Below are 16,768 nucleotides of genomic sequence, written 5' to 3'. Positions count from 1 at the left end.
GGGTGCAGCGGGACGATGATCAGGCCGAGTAGCCCCGGGTGGCGGCCCAGTTGGCCAGGTCGATGGTGCTGAGCCAGTACGACGGGTACGACGCGTCCGCCGAGTCGGCGACCCTCACCAGCCGGCCGGAGTCCTTGTAGCCGACCACGGCGATGTAGTGGCCCCCGGGGAACGAGTGCCAGCGGCCGTCGGTGTCGGTGACGGAACCGGCGACGTTCACCACGACGCCCCGCCCGTCGGTGACGGCGGCGACGACGTCCGCCTGGAGCTGGTCCATCTGGGCCGGGGTGGCCGCACCGCCACGGATCATCGTGGTCTCGTACGGGTCGCCCTTGACGATGGCGTTGAGGACGCGGGTGGTGTCCTCGGCCGAGTTGGTGCCGGCGAACGTGGTGCCGAGCTGGCTGGCCAGGGCGTCCTGACTACGCGCGACACCGGCGGCGCTCAGCGCGTTACGCACTGCGGCGGGACCGCAGTAGTAGCCGTTGATCTGGGCCTGGTGGTCGTACTCCAGAACCTCTGAGGCCGGCGGCTTCGGTGCCGCCTTCTTGCTGGTTAGGTCCGGGTCCGCGGTGGCTTTCGGTGACGGCGAGGCGGCGGCGCTGGCCGGCGCGGCACTGGCCGGCGCGGCGCTGCTGGGTGCCGCGCTGCTCGGCGCGGCGGTCGTCGGCGCGGCCTCCGCCTGACTCGGCGCGACCACCGTGTCACTGCGCAGTTCGGCGGCGGCGGTCGTGGTCTGCGTGGGTGCCGGGGTGTTCCCGGTGCCGGCGAGGGCGGCTCCGGTGCCGGTGGCCAGTACGAGGGCCACGGCGGATCCGGCAACGAGCTGATAGGGGCGTTCACTGACCAGCCGGCGGAGCCGGCGGGAAAGGGTGTGCTTCACGGTTCCTCCACGGGCTGAGGGGAGAACGGCACACCGGCTCCGGCGGTCGGGTCGGCATCAGCGCGCCGACGACCGCCCGGGTGAGCGGGACGAGGCCGTTCGAGGGGTACGCCCGGAGAGACCCGGGCGGTGGCGATGACCGGGGTCAGCTCGCGGCGGTCGGGCCAGCGAGCACGGGCACCGCGGTGCCGTGGAGGCGGGGGAACAGGGGGATCACATCGGACTGCACGAGGGTTGGTACTCCTTCCGTCACCGCCGACCGGGTTAGCTGACGGATTCGGGCGGGAAGACGCCCTACCGCGGGCCGAGGCTCGCGGATTCACCCCAGTGGTGCAGTGGGTCCCCGGTTCGTGAGATCACGATTGAGCGGGTCGGTACGGCGTCGCTTCCTGCGATCGGTTACCGCACCGGACGCGCTGACACTACTGGCCGGTCACCTCGAAGCCAACCCACCCTGACCTGCTTAAACATGATCCGCTGCGGCAATTTTCGGGTATCGGAGAACTGGCGTCGCTCAATGGGACCGACGGCATTCCGGGCACCTTGAGGGAACAACCGGACGGCTGGTGGAAATCTCGACGGAGATTGCTGCGGTAATCGCCTCGCCTACGAACAGTGACCGAATTTCCGGCCCATGTGACCCAGCTCACGGAATTTCAGCCAAGCCGAGCCGGACGCCAGCGCGGGACAAGGTCGCGCCGGCCGGCGGTGACCCGACCGGAGACGGGCAGCCGGTTCGGTCGGAGTCGCTCAGCGGCCGCGTACGCCTCGGCGGAGAGGGCGCGGGCCGCCTCGGTGGCCAGTTCCGCCGCCCGCCACAGGTCCTGCTCCCGCTCGGCGGCCGATCGATAGGCGGCCAGGCGGTTGTCACGCACCACCCGAACGAGGACCACCTCCTGCTCGGCCGGATGCCGCCGGGGATCCCAGCCGGACCGGCCCGCCAGCACATCGCTGAGTTGACGGGCGGTCAGGTCGCCACGCCAGTGGGCGGCCATCGCGGCCCGGCGCAGCCAGCGCTCGCGGGCCGCGTACTCGGCCGGGGTCCGGGGGGTGCGCGGGGTCGGCAGTCCGACGACGCCGGCCAGCCGGCGGGCGGCGGCCTCCGCCTGGTCGTACGCGGCCCAGGCGCGGTCCAGTTCCGTCTGCGCCACCCGCCATGCCGTGCGGCGTCGCTCGGCGTTCTGCCCGGCACCGGCTGCCGCGACCGCCACCTCGCCCGCGTATCGGCGCAGGTCGACCTCTTCGGTCGCGGCGCGGAGCGCGTCCTCGTCGACGGGTTTCTCCACTGGCCCGGTCGGCTCCGGGCGGGCGACAAGCACGGTGAGTACGCCCAACGCCAGGACGAGCAGGACCGACCAGATGGCGGCGGCGCGTGGCACCTCGATCAGGAACTGGTAGAGAACTGTCTTCTCCATGTCGGCACCTCGGGAAATCGGTACGGCGACGGTGGCCGTGCCGGCAGCGGTTCGCGGATGGCGTTGCGGCGCGGTCGCGGCTCGTGCCGGTGCCCCTCGTGCTGGGGAGCACCGACGGCGCGGCTGGCGGCAACGGGTTGGCAGGGGCTCGGCGCGGGTGCGGCCCCGAGCGGTGCAGACGCGACGGAAGGTCGCCGGGGATCAGGCGGGCGGTGTCGCCGGGATCAGGCGTGTGGTGGGGCGCGGGCGGCCCGGACGCCCTCGACCGGGGCCGTAGGCCCCCGCGTGACGCCCGCAGCGACGCTGCCGAGCACCGTCAGCCCGGGCCGACCACAGGCCGGCGGCTGCGTCGCGGACACCCCGGTCGGGTCGGCGGCGGCCAGATCGAGAGTGGCGGACGGGTCGAGGGGTGCGGCCAAGTCCAAGGGCACGGCCAGGCCCGCGGACGCCGGTGCCACGGCGGGGTCGGCCAGCGGTGCCGGGGCGGCGGGCCGATCAGTGGGAGCCGGGTGGCCGGGCAGGGCCCAGGCGCCGAGGGTGAAGGCGGCGGCGACCGCGAGCCCGGTCAGCAGCCGCGTGGCCCAGCGCGCCAACCACCACAAGGGACGGGTGGGCGCGGCAGGAAGCACCCCGTCACGCTACCGCCACGACCGCCCCGGACGCACCAGCCACCGGGCGTGTCGAACCGCCCGGCGCGTCGCCGGGAACGTCGATACGCGCAGGTCAGGCTACCGTCAGCTCACTGTCCGTGATGGACGGTCGAGCCATGCTCGACGTCTCCGGCCGGGCCCGCACCGCCCCGGGACGCCCGCTGTCGGGGCAGCCCGTCCGCCGACGGGCCGGCCGATGCCTCGGAGCCCTCCGCGCCCGGCCGCCCGGATCGCACCGCGCCGCCCGGCGACTCGGTGCGCGCTGTGCCGCCCGGCGGGCCGGGTCGCGGCGGTCCGGACGGGGCCAGGCGACGCATCATCGGCTGTTCCACGTACCGGTGCAGCAGAGCGGCCAGCCCCAGGGTGAGCAGCAGGAATCCGATCACCGCGAGCGGACCCCACCAGCCGGGCAGGCCGGTGCCCCAGTCGCCGGTCAACCGCAGGATCGTCATGATCACGAAGACGTGCACCAGGTAGAACGCGAAAGAGACCTCGCCGAGCCAGACCATCGTGCGGGAGCGCAACGGCGAGCGCCGCCCGTGCACGTCCGCATCGGCCGCCGCGGCGATCACCAGGACGTACGCCGCCGCCAGCAGCGCCGCCCAGAACTCGGCCGGGATCCACTGGGAGGCCGCCACCCAGGTCAGGACGAAGATCAGGCTGGCCACGGGGAGCCCGGGCCCCCGCCAGCGGCCCCGCAGCATGAGTTCGGCCGCGGCCACGCCCATCCAGAACTCCAGCGAACGGACCAGCGGGAAGACCTGAGCGAACCACCAGCGATCCGACTCCGGCACCAGTGCCTGCCCGGGCCAGAGCGCCAGGATCAGCAGCGGCACCGCGATCACCACGGCCCACAGCAGCCACGGTCGGGCCCGCCGCACCGCCGGCAGCACCAGCGGCAGGCACAGGTAGAAGAACAGCTCGCAGGAGAGCGACCAGCTGACGTTGTTGACGCTGTAGAAGTGGCCGGGCCGGGGGTCCCAGGCCTGCACCAGCAGGAGGTTCTCCAGCGCCGCCACCGGGTTGATCGGATCGGCGAACCAGAGCATCGCCAGCATGGCCAGCGCCCACAGCACCAGATGGTTCGGATAGATCTTGGCGAACCGACGCCGCCAGAACCGGCGGCGGGAGGCACCGGGCCGCGCGGACCAGACCAGCACGAAGCCGCTGAGGATGAAGAAGAACTGCACCCCGGACAGACCCAGGGTGAAGATCTCGCCCACCACCGCCTGCGGGCCAGGCTCGGCGATGATGCGCATGGTGCCGGCATGGAAGCCGAAGACCAGCAGCGCGGCGATCCACCGCAGTCCGGTAAGCGACGGCAGGCGGTCGGCGTCCGTACGCTCGCTCGGGGCGGTCGCCGACGCCGCGAGGGTAGTGCTCGTCATGCCCACCTCCCGGTTCTCGACCACGTCACCCGCACGCCCATCTCCTCGTGGCCCGCCGGGCACCCTACCTCGGGTAGCTGGCAGACAACTGCCTGGCTCGGCCGTCTGCCGCACTCCGGAGCACCGCCCACCGCGGCATTCGTCCAGATCGATCACCGGCGACCCTTCAGACCACCAAGTGCCCCGCCGTTAACCTGACACTCATCGGCTGTTCGAAAACTTCACCGCGCCCGGCCACGTCAGGTTCCAGGTTCGTCAACCCGGGTGGCCGAAGGTTTCCGGGTGGTCACACCGCCGACGCCGACGCCGCTGCTGAGCATCGTCGTGCCGGTTTACGGCGTCGAGGCGTACCTGCGCCAGTGCCTGGACTCCATCCGCGCCGACGTCCCGGACGACGAGGCGGCGCAGGTCGAGGTGGTCGCCGTCGACGACGCCTCACCGGACCGCTGCGGTGAACTGCTGCGCGCGTACGCCGCCGAGCATCCCGGGGTGCGCGTCCTGCACCTGGACCGCAACGTCGGCCTCGGGCCGGCCCGCAACGCGGGCCTGGACGTGGCCACCGGCCGGTACGTCTGGTTCGTCGACAGCGACGACTGGCTGCCGGCCGGGACGATCCCGACCGTGTTGGACCGGCTCCGGGCGGACCGCCCCGACGTGATGATGGTCGACCACCTGCGGGTGCACGAGTGTGGGCGCGAGGAGGTGGACGCCAGCAGCCGGCTGCTGCGCGCGACCCCCGGCGTGGTGCGACTGGCCGACCGGCCGCATCTGCTGCGCGTGCAGCACACCGCCTGGAACAAGGTGGTACGCCGGGAGTTCATGGCCGAGTTGGGTCTGCGCTTCCACCCCGGCTGGTACGAGGACATCCCGTTCAGCCATCCGCTGCTGATCGGCGCGGAGCGGATCAGCGTGCTGGACCGGGTCTGCTATCTGTACCGTCAGGGTCGCCAGGGAGCGATCACCTCGACGCGCAGCGGCCGGCACTTCGACTCCTTCGAGCAGTACGACCGGCTCTTCGCCTGGCTGCGTGAACGGCATCCCGACGGGCGCTGGCACGCGGAACTGTTCGACCTGATGGTGAACCACTTCCTGGTGGTGGTGGGTAACGACGACCGGTTGCATCCGCACCTGCGCCGGGACTTCTTCCGCCGGGTCGCCGCGCACTACCGCACGTACCTGCCCCGCGGCGGCTACCCCCGGCCGGGCGGGGTGTCGGGGCTCAAGCACCGGCTGGTCGGCCGCGACAGCTACCTGGCGTACGCGGCGCTGCGGCGGGCCCATCGGCTCGCCGGCCGGCTACGCGGCAGCACCGGCGGGGATCCCGCGACGGGCGGGACGGACCCGGCACCGGGCAACCCGGCCCAGGACCGCACCTTGGTAAGCACGCACGGAAACGGATCGGAATGACGTTCAAGATCGGGTCGCATCTGGTCGGCACCGGAGAGCGCCCCTTCGTGGTGGCCGAGATGTCCGGCAACCACAACGGAGACCTGGACCGCGCGCTGTCCATCGTGGATGCCGTGGCGGCCAGCGGCGCGCACGCGCTGAAGCTCCAGACGTACCGACCGGACACCATCACCATCGACGTGGACACGCCGGACTTCCGCATCTCCGGCGGGCACGAGCTGTGGGGCGGGCAGAACCTCTACCGGCTCTACGAGAAGGCGCACACGCCGTACGAGTGGCACCGGCCGATCTTCGAGCGGGCCCGCTCCCTCGGGCTGACCGTCTTCTCCTCCCCGTTCGACTCCACCGCCGTGGAGTTGCTTGAGGAACTGGACGCTCCGGCGTACAAGATCGCTTCGTCGGAGCTGGTCGACCTGCCGCTGATCCGGCTGGTCGCGGCCACCGGCAAGCCGCTGGTCATCTCGACCGGGATGGCCACCCTGGCCGAGATCGACGCCGCCGTACGCACCGCCCGCGACGGTGGCGCGGGCGGGATCATCCTGCTGGCCTGCACCGCCTCCTACCCGGCGCCGCCGGCCGACAGCAACCTGCGCCGCATCCCGGTGCTGGCCGACGCGTTCGGCGTGCCGGTGGGCCTGTCCGACCACACCCCGGGCATCGGGGTGCCGGTCGCCTCGGTGGCGCTCGGCGCCTGCTTCATCGAGAAGCACGTCACCCTGGACCGGGCCGACGGCGGGGTGGACTCCGACTTCTCCCTGAACCCCACCGAGCTGGCCGCCCTGGTGGTCGAGTCGGAGCGAGCGTACGCGGCACTGGGCGGCACGGCGGTCGGGCCGACCCCGGCCGAGCAGGAGGGCCTGCGCTTCCGGCGCTCGCTGTACGTGGTGGCGGACGTGCGCGCCGGCGACGAGGTGACCGTGCACAACGTCCGCTCGATCCGACCGGCCGGTGGACTCCCCCCGGTGGAGATCGACCGGGTGCTGGGCCGCCGCTTCACCGCCGACGTGGCACGCGGCACCGCGCTCAGCTGGGACCTCATCTGAGGGTGCCGGTTTCCGCCGGAGGGGTATACCTCTGCGTATGACCTTGGTGGCGGTGGCGGCGGGCCTGGCGTTGATCGCCGTGGTGGTGGTCGACGTCTGGCTCACCGTGCTGCATCCGGACGCCGAGGGACCGATCGCCCGTACGGTCCGGCGGCTGGTCTGGCGAGCCTCGTCGCTGACCGCCGGCCGACGTCGTACGCCTCGCCGCACGCCGCTGGTCTGGGCGGGACCGATCCTGGTCACCGGCACGTTCCTCGCCTGGCTCGGGCCGCTGGCGCTCGGGGTCGCGCTCGTCGTCTGGCCGAGCCTGGACGGCTACCACCGGGTCGCCGGTTACGGGCCGGCCGGCTTCGTCGACGCCCTCTACTACGCCACCGGGCTGCTGACCGTACTCGGCTTCGGCGACATCACCCCGGACACCGGGGCGCAGAAGCTGTTCGCCGTGACCGCCGCCGCCCTCGGCTTCGGCTTCTTCGCCGCGTTGGCCACCTATCTCATCGAGCTGATCACCGGATTGGCGGTCCGCAACCGGTTCGCGCTTACCATCTACGACCAGGTGCGCGGCACCGACGGGGTGGGCCTGCTCGCCCGGAGCCTGACCGACGAGGGGGTCGACGCGGCCCGGGAGCGGTGCATGGCCTGGGCGGCGAGCCTGCGGGAGGTCGACGACACAGTTCGCCGGTATCCGCTGGTCGCCCTCACCTACCGGCCCCGCCGCCGGGACTACGACATCGAGCCCGCCCTGGAGCAGATGGCCGCCGTCACCCTCGCGGCGCTGCTGGCCGCCAGGTGCGAACCGTGGCGCGGCCTCCGACCCCGGGCGGAGGAACTGGCGTACGCCCTGCTCCGGCTCCAGGACACCATCACCAGTCGTTACCTGGGCCGTCACCTGCTTCCGGCGAGCAGCGAACCGGCAGCGGACGACGCGGATCCCGATGAGGTCCTACGGCGGCTGCACGCCCGGCTGGTCGACAAGCTGGGCCCGCAGTTCGATCAACCACCGGGTGGCGACGAGTTGGTCCACGAGTTGCTCGCCCAGTCGCTGCCATTCCTGGCGGCGCTGCGTGGCTGGTCGGTGCTCGGCGCCACCCGCGACGGCCAGCCGATCAAGGTCGACCGCCCGGACGAGGGGGCGCGGTCTTGACGCACGAAGCATGCTTCGTGAATAATGAAACGTAGTTCGAGGGGGAGTACCCGACGCAGTGCGCGCCACCGTCAGTACGGGCCCGGCCCATCCGGGCCCCGGTGACGCGGCCACCACACAGGTGGCCGGGGAGACCTTCGTCCGACAACGCCGGGCCCGGTGACGGGTCCGGCCGGACGAGAGGTCTCTCCGGTGTCTGTCTCCTGGTGGGTCTGGGCCCTGCTGATGCTGGCGATCGCCGCGATGCTGGCCATCGACCTGTTCCTGCACCGTGACAACCACGTCATCGGCTTCCGCGAGGCCGCGACCTGGTCCGGAATCTGGATCGCCGCTGGCCTGCTGTTCGGGGTGATCCTGTGGGCATGGCAGGGCGGCGACGTGGCCGGCACCTACTTCGCCGGCTATCTCATCGAGAAGGCGCTCTCCATCGACAACGTGTTCGTCTTCGCGATGATTTTCGCCTACTTCGGAGTTCCCGCCGCGTACCAGCACAAGGTCCTCTTCTGGGGAGTCATCGGTGCGCTGGTGTTCCGGTTCGTGTTCATCTTCGTCGGCGCGGAGCTGCTGGAGACGTTCTTCTGGACCGCGTACCTGTTCGGTGCGTTCCTCATCGTGACCGCCTACAAGATGGCGTTCCGGCACGACGAGCAGACCCCGCCGGACCGTAACCCCGTGGTCCGGCTGGTCCGCCGTCTCGTGCCGACCGATCCGGCCTACCACGGCGACAGGTTCTTCACCCGGGTCGACGGCCGGCGGGTCGCTACCCTGCTGTTCGTGGTCCTGATCGCGGTCGAGACCACCGACCTGATCTTCGCGATCGACTCGGTCGCGGCGATCCTGGCCATCACCACCAGCACGTTCATCGTGTGGACGGCGAACGCGTTCGCGATCCTCGGGCTGCGCAGCCTCTACTTCTGTCTCGCCGGCCTGCTGCGCCGCTTCGTGCACCTGCACTACGGCCTGGCGGTGCTGCTGGCCTTCGCCGGGGTCAAGCTCATCCTGTCCGAGACCCCGGTCGGCAAGCTCCCCATCCCGGTCACCCTGGGCGTCATCGTGGCGACGATCGCGGTGTCCATCGCCTGGAGCCTGCGCAGCACCAGCGCCCGCTCGGAAACGCCGGAGCCCGCACAACTTCCCTGATGGTGCGGTCTCAACCGGCGCCGGACACCGCAACATCCGGGAAGGTGCGCGAATCTGGGCCGACGCGGTCGACACGGTCGACGCGGTGGGTGGAGGTGGGGGTGAAGGCGACGGTGACGACCAGGTCGGTCAGCGGCAGGGTGCGCCACAGCCAGACGGTGCCGGACGGCACCTCCAGGCCGTGCCGATGCCACCAGGTGGCCACCGGTACGTCGGCGAGTTTCGCCAGACACTCGACGCGGGTCCACCGGCCCCAGAAGTCGGTGGACCCGAACCGACGGGCCAGCGCGGGAGGTAGCGCGGCGGCCCGCTCGGCGTCGATCGCGACCTGCCAGCCGGGCACCGGCGGGGCGTACCAGCCGACACAACGTCCGTCGCCGAGATGGCTGCGGGTGACGGCGGCACCCGAGTCGGCAGCCGATGCCACCCGCAGGTGTCGTGGTGCGGCGGCGAGCAGGGCGGAGACCCGTTGCCCCGCACCGTCGTGGGTGCGGGGCAACGGGTGCGGCGGATCAGATCGAGGCGGCACCGTCGACCACGATGACCTGGCCGTTGATGTTCGTCTGGTCGCGCAGCAGCAGCCGCACCACCGGCACCACCTCCGCCGGCTCGGTCAGCTGACCGGTCGGCGTACGGCGCACGATCTGATCAAGCTGGGTCTGGCCGAGTACCGCCGACATCTCCGAGGCGAAGAAGCCCGGCGCGACCGCGTTGACCAGCACCCGCCCGCCCAGTTCCCGGGCGAGCGAGCGGGTCGCCGCGTCCATCCCGCCCTTGGTGGCGGAGTACGCCACCAGGCCGGGAAAGCCGCGCTGCGCGCAGATCGAGGTGATGTTGACGATCCGCCCGCGTCGCCCTTGGGTGAGCATCCGCCGCACGGCCAGCCGGGTGAGCTGCAACGGCGCGGTCAGGTTGGTCTCGATGATCCGGGCGATGTCGGCATTGGCGGTGTGCACGTGCAGCGAGTCCTGCCCGACGGCCGCGTTGTTCACCACGCCGTCGATCGGGCCGAGCCGCTCCTCGGCCGCCCGGACGAACGCCTGCGCGGCGGCGAGGTCGGTCACGTCGACCGAGCCGACGTGCGCCCGCTCCGGATGGGCGTCGGCGAGCTTGGCCAGCTCGGGCGTGACGGTACGGGCGAAGGCGGCCACCTTCAGGCCCGATTCGAGCAGGTCGGTGACGATGGCGAGGCCGAGACCGCGGGAACCGCCGGAGACGAGCACCACGGAGCTGGGCGGTACGGGCTGGGCGGGGGTGGTGGGGTCAGACATCGCTCTTCAGGGTCTCCTTGACGGGAATCTCGGTAAGCACGCGGATCCGGCGCGGGACCGCGTACTCGGGCAGTTGGTCGGCGCACCAGCGCACCAGCGTCGCCTCATCCAGCCCGGCCTCGCCCAGCCCGGCCTCGGCCGGCGCGGTGGCGCTGCCGACCGGCACCACCTCGGCGACGACCATGTGGCCGAGCAGCGGGGCGCGTCTGCCGGTGACCCGGGCCCAGGCCACCTGCGGATGCGCGGTCAGCACGTCGCGGACCACGCCGGCGGAGACCTTGCTGCCACCGACGTTGATCTCGTCCGCGTCGAGTCGGCCGGTGATCAGCACCCGGTCACCGCTCACCTGCGCCCGGTCGCCGGTGCGGACGGGACCGTCCAGCCCGGCGCCGTGGTACGGCGAGGTGATCACCAGCTCTCCGTCGTGCACCCCGATGGTGGGGCGACCCGGCGCTGCCCGGTCCAGCCACTCCACCGGGAACCCGGCCCGCCCGTCGTGCACCACGATCGCCGCACCGACCTCGGAGGAGGCGTAGATCCAGGAGATCCGGGCGGCTGGGAACACCTCCCGGAGCCGGTCCAGGATGGTCTGGTCGACCGGTTCGCCGCCGAGGGTCAGCTGACGCAGCGGCACCCGGGCCAGCCCGGCCGGGTCGCGGTGCAGGGCCCGCCGCCAGAAGGTGGGGGTCCCGGAGGCGGCGTCCACACCGTGCTCGGCCGCCAGCGCCGGCCAGTCGTCGAGCTGATCGGGCTCCACCACCACCAGATGCTGGCCCGGCTGGGTCAGCGACAGCGTGACCACCTGCCACCAGGCGTACGTGCCGGGGGCGTACGGGCAGAGCCAGGTCCGCGCGGGCTGCTGCCCCCGGACGGTGGTCAGCGATTCGAGGGTGTGCCCCACCCGCTTGGGACGACCGGTGGAGCCGGAGGTCAGCAGCCACAGCCGGCCGGTCTCGGCAGCTCGCGAGCCCGTGTCCCCCGCCGGGTGGTCACCGCCCAGTTCCGTCACCGCGAACCCGGCGTCGCGCAGGTCGGCGCGCATCGCCGCGTCGACCCGGCTGGCCGTGCTGAGCAGCAGCTCGGTGCCGTGCACGGCGTGGTGCCGGGCGGCCGCGAGCGCGTGCCGGGCCGTGTGGGCCAGCGCGGCGGCTGGCCCCGGAAGGGTCAGCTCCGGCAGGTCACGCCAGGTGCGGGTGGCACCGTCGACGACGATCCGGTTGTCCATCCCCGCTGGGTGGGCGCGGGCCTGCGGGGCGGTCTCGACGCTCACTGCCGCTGCAACTCGACGAGGAAGTCCAGCACGTCGCCGACGGTGGCGATCCGGCGCAGCCCGGGCGCGTCGAAGTTCAGCTCCTCCCCCGTGGCGTCCTCGACGCGCAGCGCCAACTCGGAGAAGTCCAGCGATCGGAAGCCAACCTCGCGCAGATCGGCGGCGTCGTCGGCGGGCAGCGCTTTGCCCTGGTTCTTGAGAACCTCGCCCATGAGGTCGCGAATCTGCGCCCGACTCAATTCCTTCATGCGGCGGAGTGTACAGCCAGGTGAATCGTGATTAGGGTGCCCGGTGACCAGGTAAACGGAACGGAAAGCGAGCGGTACGTGTTGCGTGACGCCACCGAGGACGACGTTAACCTGATGTTGTCCTGGCGTAATCAGGAAGTCAACCGGCAGGTCAGCAAGACCAGTCACGTCATCACCGCCGAGGAGCACCGACGGTGGTGGTCGGCGGTCCGTCAGGACCCCTCCCGTCGGGTCCTGACCTACCTGCGCGACGGCGTGCCGAGCGGCGCGGTCACCTACTTCGACCTGCGGTTGTCCGGCCCGCGTACCGGCGGGTGGGGTTTCTACCTGGACGCCGAGGGGCTGGCCGAGCGGGGTGAGACGCTGCCCGCCTGGCTGGAGGTGATGCGGGAGGCGGTCGACCACGCCTTCGACGTGCTGGCGCTGGACCGCCTCGACGGTGAGGTGCTCGCCCACAACACGGTGGTACGCCAGATGAACCGTCGGCTCCGTTTTGTCGAGGGGCCCGGCCGCCAGGAAACCCACGACGGCCGGGAAATCACCGTGATACCCATTTCTCTGCAGCGCGCCAACCGTCGCGTTCGCTGATTTTTGGTTTTCCGTCCACGCATTGTTCACGTGGCCGACGAGTTACGTTGGCCGCCACTGCGGGAATCACCGACGCCGCCATCCGGCCCATTTCCGGTGCGGGTCGCCGCCCAGCCGGACAAAGCCGTACCGGGTGCCGTCCCAGTCGTCGGGTTCGCCGGGCGTCCAGCGGGCGAAGACCACCTCCGCGTCGGCCGGCGGCCGGTCGCGGAACCACGGCACCTCGGTCCAGGTGACCTGGTGGCTGAGGTTGAACCGGAGCTGGTATGGCACGCCGGTGGACGCGGCGACCCGCTCCGGCGGCCGGACTCCCAGGTCGGTCACGCCGGGCACGGGGGTGCCGGCCGCCGCCAGTGGGCGGATCAGTCGCTGCGTGATCACCTGCATGGTCGCCACGTTGACCACGACCAGCGTCGTGAGCACCACCCCCAGCAGGCGGGTACGCGCGGTCCGGTGGCGGGTCGCCAGCACGAGCACGAGCAGCAGGCAACCGGCGACCCCGATCGCGGAGCCGACAAGCGGGCGCAGCTGTCGCCACCCGCCGGTCAGGGCCATCAGGTCCGGCGCGCTGAACCCGCCCCAGCGCAGCGGTGCACCCTGGGCCGCGGCGTGGGCCAGTCGGAGATGGATCAGCGCGCCGCCCGCCGCCAGCAGCAGCACGGCGGCCCCGGCCCGGCGCAGCAGCGGTCGGTACGCGACACCGAACAGCAGCCCGATGCCGACAAGCATCCAGAACGGGGCGAACATCTGCACGTACCGGGCGTAGATGGCGTCCGGCACCCGGTCCGGAATACCGGCCAGCACCGCCTCCGCGCCGACGGCTACGCCGACGGTGGTCAACAGGGCCACCCCGAACGTCCATCGGGTGGCGGCACCGCCCCGGCGACACAGCCGGGTCACCGCCTCGGCGCCGGCCAGCCCGGCCAGCCCGAAGGTGACGACCGTCAGGTACCACACCTGCGTACCGACGGACGCCAGCACCTGCGACAGTCCTCGGACCGAGGTGACCGCGCGCCCGACGTTGCCACTGGCCGGGTTGCCGAGCAGCTGCACCGTCTCGCCGAGCAGCCGTACGCCCGCCTCATTGACCAGCACGGCGGCCACCACCGGCAGCACCGCCGCCAGCAGCGCGGCCGGGTCCAGCCGACGGCGGACGACCAGCGCCAGAGCCAGCAGCGCGAACCCGGCCACGATCACCACCCCGCGCGAGTGCACCAGATGTGCCGCCCCCACCAGGGTGCCGCACACCGCCGCGGCGACCGGTCCGGGCCGCTCGACCAGCCGGTGCACGGCGAGCAGCCAGGCCAGCAGCAGCGGACCGAGCACCGCGTCGGTCATCGCCACCGTGGCGTGGAAGGCCACCGCCGGCAACGTGGCCGCGCCGGCTGCCGCCGCCAGAGCCGGACCGGGTCGCAGTCCCATCAGCCGACGGCCGAGCAGGTACGCCAGCGGCAGGACCGTCGCGTTCAGCGCCGCGTTGATCACCCGTACCAGCAGGTAGGTGTCGACGAAGTCCCGGTCGAGGAGAAAGGCCGGCGCGATCAGCAGCGGGTAGCCGATCCGGCGCAGGGTCTCGTTCTCGCTGCTGAACCCGCCGGGACCGCCGGCCAGGGCGCGTGCGGTGTTGAGGTAGCTGTCCTCGTCGGTGTGCGCGAACGGCATGCTGGCGTGGCGGGCCAACCAGATCCGCCAGGCGGTGCCGAGCAGCCAGCCGCCGACCAGCAGCAGGGGCACCATCCAGCGTCGGCGGTTGGGCCACGCCGACCCACGCCGGTCCACCGGCCCGCCCGTGTCCCCGGCCCGGGTCGCCTCGGCCTCGACAGTCATCGTTTCCTCCCACGACGCGGCCGGGGCAGGCAGCCGCCAGCCGGACGCGCCACGGTTCCCGGTCGGTCGGGACGCTAACGGGCCGGTCGACGCCTGTCGGCGGGCACGCCGCGACGGCGGCAGGTGTTCGCCAACTGGGTGCTCGCCATTCATCGCCGCACGGCGCGCGGTTAACCGCAGGGCTCGGGCCCGTTAACCCACCGCGTCTAGCGTTCCCACCCGGCCGGCCGAGGCCGACCGCGAATCCGACACACACGGGAGCACCAGTTGAGCGAGCTGAACGGATCGTCCATCCTCGTCACCGGGGGAACGGGTTCCTTCGGCAGGACCTTCCTGCGGCACCTACTCGCCGAGACCGATCCGGCCCGGGTGGTGGTCTTCTCCCGTGATGAACTCAAGCAGTACGAGCTGCGCCAGCAGCTCGGCGACGACCCCCGGCTGCGCTGGTTCATCGGTGACATCCGGGACCGGCACCGGCTGACCCGGGCCATGCACGGCGTCGACCACGTCGTACACGCCGCCGCCCTCAAGCAGGTCGACACCGCGGAGTACAACCCGTCGGAGTTCATCGCCACCAACATCACCGGTTCGCAGCACGTCGTCGACGCCGCGATCGAGGCCGGTGTGAAGAAGGTGGTGGCCCTCTCCACCGACAAGGCGTCCAGCCCGATCAACCTGTACGGCGCGACCAAACTGGTCGGCGACAAGCTGTTCATCTCCGCCAACCACTACGCGGCACAGCACCCGACCCGCTTCGCGGTGGTGCGCTACGGCAACGTGGTCGGCAGCCGGGGCTCGGTGGTTCCGCTGTTCCGCCGGCTCGCCGCCGAAGGCAAGAGCCTGCCGATCACGGACAAGCGGATGACCCGCTTCTGGATCACCCTGGACCAGGCCGTGCAGTTCGTCATCGACTCGTTCGACCAGATGCAGGGCGGCGAGCTGTTCGTCCCCCGCATCCCCAGCATGCGCATCCTCGACCTGGTCGAGGCGGTCGCCCCGGAGGCCACCACCCACGAGATCGGCATCCGGCCGGGCGAGAAGCTGCACGAGGAGATGATCGCTCCGGACGACAGCCGGCGGACGCTCATCGCCAAGGACCGGTTCATCGTGCAGCCGACCATCGCCACCTGGGGTTACCAGCCGCCCGTCGGCTGTGAGCCGGTGGCGGACGGGTTCGCGTACCAGTCGGACTCCAACGACGAGTGGCTCACCGTGCCCCAGCTGCGTGAGATGCTCGGCATCGCGGCATGAGCGAGCACCGCGAGCGAATCATCAGGCTCAGCGCCGCCGTGCCTCATGGCGGCACGCAGCGCAGCGGAGTGCCGTCATGAGTACCTCCTTTCTGCCGTACGGACGCCAGTCGGTGACCGACGACGACGTGGCCGCCGTGGTCGCCGCCCTGCGCAGCGACTGGCTCACCACCGGCCCGGAGGTCGCCGCCTTCGAAGCGGACATCTCCGCGTGGGCCGGTGGTGCCGGGGTGGCCACGGTCTCCAACGGCACCGCCGCGCTGCACGTGGCGTACGCGGCGGCCGGCGTCGGCCCCGGCGACGAGGTGATCGTGCCGCCGATGACGTTCGTGGCCACCGCCAGCAGCGCGGTCGCGCTCGGCGCGCGGGTCGTCTTCGCCGATGTGGAGGAGGAGACGTTCACCCTCGATCCGGCAGCGGTGGCCGCGGCGACCACCGAACGGACGAAGGTCGTCGCGGCGGTGGACTACGCCGGTCACCCGGCCGACTACGACGCGCTGCGCACCGCGCTCGACGGCAGCGACGCGCTGCTGCTCGCCGACGCGGCCCACTCGATAGGCGCCGCCTACCGGGGCCGGCCGGTCGGATCACTCGCCGACCTGACCACGTTCTCGTTCTTCCCCACCAAGAACCTGACCACCGCCGAGGGCGGCGCGGTCGCCGCCACCGATCCGCGGCTACTGAAGCGGGCCCGCCGGTTCCGCAACATCGGGCTGGTCCGGGAGGCCGACGAGCTGCGGTGGCCGGACGAGGGCGGCTGGCACCAGGAGGTGCACGAGTTCGGCCTGAACTACCGGTTGCCGGACGTGTTGTGCGCGCTCGGCCGCAGCCAGTTGCGCCGGCTCGGTGACTTCCTCGCCCGCCGCGCCGAACTGGTGGCCCGCTACGACGCGGCTCTCGCCGAGCTGCCCGGCGTGCTCGTCCCCGGCCGGCGGGAGTGGGCGGCACCGGCCTGGCACCTGTACCCGATCCGGGTGCTCGACGGCCGCCGCCGCGAAATCTACGAGCGGATGCGTGCCGCCGGCATCGGCGTCCAGGTCAACTACATCCCCGCGCACTGGCACCCGGCCTTCGCCGACCTCGGCTACCGGCGCGGCAGTTGCCCCGTGTCGGAGGCCTTCTACGCCCAGCAGTTGTCGCTGCCGCTCTACCCTGGACTGCGCGACGCCGACCAGGACCGCGTCATCGACGCGTTGGCCGCGGCCCTGCGCGGTGCCTCGCTCCGGCCCGCCGCCTGAGGGAAC

At 71.9% G+C, this 16,768-nt stretch carries 16 protein-coding genes and 1 riboswitch; of the genes, 7 read left to right on the top strand and 9 right to left on the bottom strand.

Annotated elements, in window-relative coordinates:
- Nucleotides 1–19 precede the first annotated feature (19 nt).
- The 4 genes from ACN26Z_RS11080 to ACN26Z_RS11065 all read right to left on the bottom strand — a co-directional run bounded on the left by ACN26Z_RS11080 (nucleotide 20) and on the right by ACN26Z_RS11065 (nucleotide 4,336).
- Nucleotides 20–883, bottom strand: a complete 864-nt coding sequence (locus ACN26Z_RS11080) for a C39 family peptidase (RefSeq protein ID WP_421461015.1) — start codon at nucleotides 881–883, stop codon at nucleotides 20–22.
- Between the two features lie 238 nt (nucleotides 884–1,121).
- Nucleotides 1,122–1,262: riboswitch (cyclic di-AMP (ydaO/yuaA leader) on the bottom strand.
- A gap of 277 nt (nucleotides 1,263–1,539) precedes the next feature.
- On the bottom strand, nucleotides 1,540–2,298 hold the full coding sequence (locus ACN26Z_RS11075) for a hypothetical protein (RefSeq protein ID WP_421461012.1): 759 nt from the start codon (nucleotides 2,296–2,298) through the stop codon (nucleotides 1,540–1,542).
- Nucleotides 2,299–2,522: 224 nt separating this feature from the next.
- Entirely contained in the window at nucleotides 2,523–2,927 is a 405-nt protein-coding gene (locus ACN26Z_RS11070) for a hypothetical protein (protein ID WP_421461010.1), read from the bottom strand.
- 110 nt (nucleotides 2,928–3,037) lie between these two features.
- Nucleotides 3,038–4,336 (bottom strand): acyltransferase family protein, encoded by a 1,299-nt coding sequence (locus ACN26Z_RS11065; RefSeq protein ID WP_421461009.1) that lies wholly within the window; start codon nucleotides 4,334–4,336, stop codon nucleotides 3,038–3,040.
- Between the two features lie 282 nt (nucleotides 4,337–4,618).
- Between ACN26Z_RS11065 and ACN26Z_RS11060 the strand changes: the two genes are divergently transcribed.
- From ACN26Z_RS11060 to ACN26Z_RS11045, 4 genes are all read left to right on the top strand, one after another.
- A complete protein-coding gene (locus ACN26Z_RS11060) occupies nucleotides 4,619–5,743 on the top strand; it encodes a glycosyltransferase family 2 protein (protein ID WP_421461007.1) in 1,125 nt (374 codons plus the stop codon).
- Nucleotides 5,734–6,786 (top strand): pseudaminic acid synthase, encoded by a 1,053-nt coding sequence (gene pseI, locus ACN26Z_RS11055; protein WP_421464614.1) that lies wholly within the window; start codon nucleotides 5,734–5,736, stop codon nucleotides 6,784–6,786. The genes ACN26Z_RS11060 and pseI overlap by 10 nt, the downstream gene beginning before the upstream one ends.
- 37 nt (nucleotides 6,787–6,823) lie before the next feature.
- Nucleotides 6,824–7,930, top strand: a complete 1,107-nt coding sequence (locus tag ACN26Z_RS11050) for a potassium channel family protein (protein ID WP_421461005.1) — start codon at nucleotides 6,824–6,826, stop codon at nucleotides 7,928–7,930.
- Nucleotides 7,931–8,122: 192 nt separating this feature from the next.
- On the top strand, nucleotides 8,123–9,070 hold the full coding sequence (locus ACN26Z_RS11045; protein ID WP_421461004.1) for a TerC family protein: 948 nt from the start codon (nucleotides 8,123–8,125) through the stop codon (nucleotides 9,068–9,070).
- Nucleotides 9,071–9,080: 10 nt separating this feature from the next.
- On the opposite strand, the gene ACN26Z_RS11040 is transcribed toward ACN26Z_RS11045, so the two are convergent.
- Genes ACN26Z_RS11040 through ACN26Z_RS11025 form a run of 4 tightly spaced genes read right to left on the bottom strand, consistent with a single transcriptional unit; the run spans nucleotide 9,081 to nucleotide 11,859 of the window.
- Nucleotides 9,081–9,599 carry a hypothetical protein gene (locus ACN26Z_RS11040; RefSeq protein ID WP_421461003.1) on the bottom strand — a complete coding sequence of 173 codons (519 nt, stop codon included), beginning with the start codon at nucleotides 9,597–9,599 and terminating at the stop codon, nucleotides 9,081–9,083.
- A complete protein-coding gene (locus ACN26Z_RS11035; protein ID WP_421461001.1) occupies nucleotides 9,583–10,341 on the bottom strand; it encodes an SDR family NAD(P)-dependent oxidoreductase in 759 nt (252 codons plus the stop codon). The genes ACN26Z_RS11040 and ACN26Z_RS11035 overlap by 17 nt, the downstream gene beginning before the upstream one ends.
- Nucleotides 10,334–11,611: an AMP-binding protein gene (locus tag ACN26Z_RS11030; protein WP_421461000.1), complete on the bottom strand. Its 1,278-nt coding sequence runs from the start codon at nucleotides 11,609–11,611 to the stop codon at nucleotides 10,334–10,336. Before ACN26Z_RS11030 ends, ACN26Z_RS11035 begins: the two co-directional genes overlap by 8 nt.
- Nucleotides 11,608–11,859: an acyl carrier protein gene (locus ACN26Z_RS11025; protein ID WP_093403117.1), complete on the bottom strand. Its 252-nt coding sequence runs from the start codon at nucleotides 11,857–11,859 to the stop codon at nucleotides 11,608–11,610. Before ACN26Z_RS11025 ends, ACN26Z_RS11030 begins: the two co-directional genes overlap by 4 nt.
- A gap of 27 nt (nucleotides 11,860–11,886) precedes the next feature.
- Between ACN26Z_RS11025 and ACN26Z_RS11020 the strand changes: the two genes are divergently transcribed.
- Nucleotides 11,887–12,447, top strand: coding sequence for a GNAT family N-acetyltransferase (locus tag ACN26Z_RS11020; protein WP_282239315.1), 561 nt, complete (start codon nucleotides 11,887–11,889; stop codon nucleotides 12,445–12,447).
- A gap of 66 nt (nucleotides 12,448–12,513) precedes the next feature.
- Here ACN26Z_RS11020 and ACN26Z_RS11015 read toward each other — a convergent pair whose 3' ends face one another.
- The gene (locus ACN26Z_RS11015) at nucleotides 12,514–14,274 is read right to left on the bottom strand and encodes a glycosyltransferase family 39 protein (protein ID WP_421460996.1); all 1,761 of its coding nucleotides are present in this window, start codon (nucleotides 14,272–14,274) and stop codon (nucleotides 12,514–12,516) included.
- 267 nt (nucleotides 14,275–14,541) lie between these two features.
- Between ACN26Z_RS11015 and pseB the strand changes: the two genes are divergently transcribed.
- Nucleotides 14,542–15,525 (top strand): UDP-N-acetylglucosamine 4,6-dehydratase (inverting), encoded by a 984-nt coding sequence (gene pseB, locus ACN26Z_RS11010; RefSeq protein WP_093403112.1) that lies wholly within the window; start codon nucleotides 14,542–14,544, stop codon nucleotides 15,523–15,525.
- Nucleotides 15,526–15,601: 76 nt separating this feature from the next.
- A complete protein-coding gene (locus tag ACN26Z_RS11005) occupies nucleotides 15,602–16,762 on the top strand; it encodes a DegT/DnrJ/EryC1/StrS family aminotransferase (protein ID WP_421460994.1) in 1,161 nt (386 codons plus the stop codon).
- Nucleotides 16,763–16,768: the final 6 nt, after the last annotated feature.

Origin of the sequence: Verrucosispora sp. WMMD703, assembly GCF_049178935.1 — a bacterium.
Taxonomy (GTDB): domain Bacteria; phylum Actinomycetota; class Actinomycetes; order Mycobacteriales; family Micromonosporaceae; genus Micromonospora; species Micromonospora sediminimaris.
Note: the sequence above shows the minus strand (reverse complement) of the source record. Positions and strands in the feature narration are given on the sequence as shown.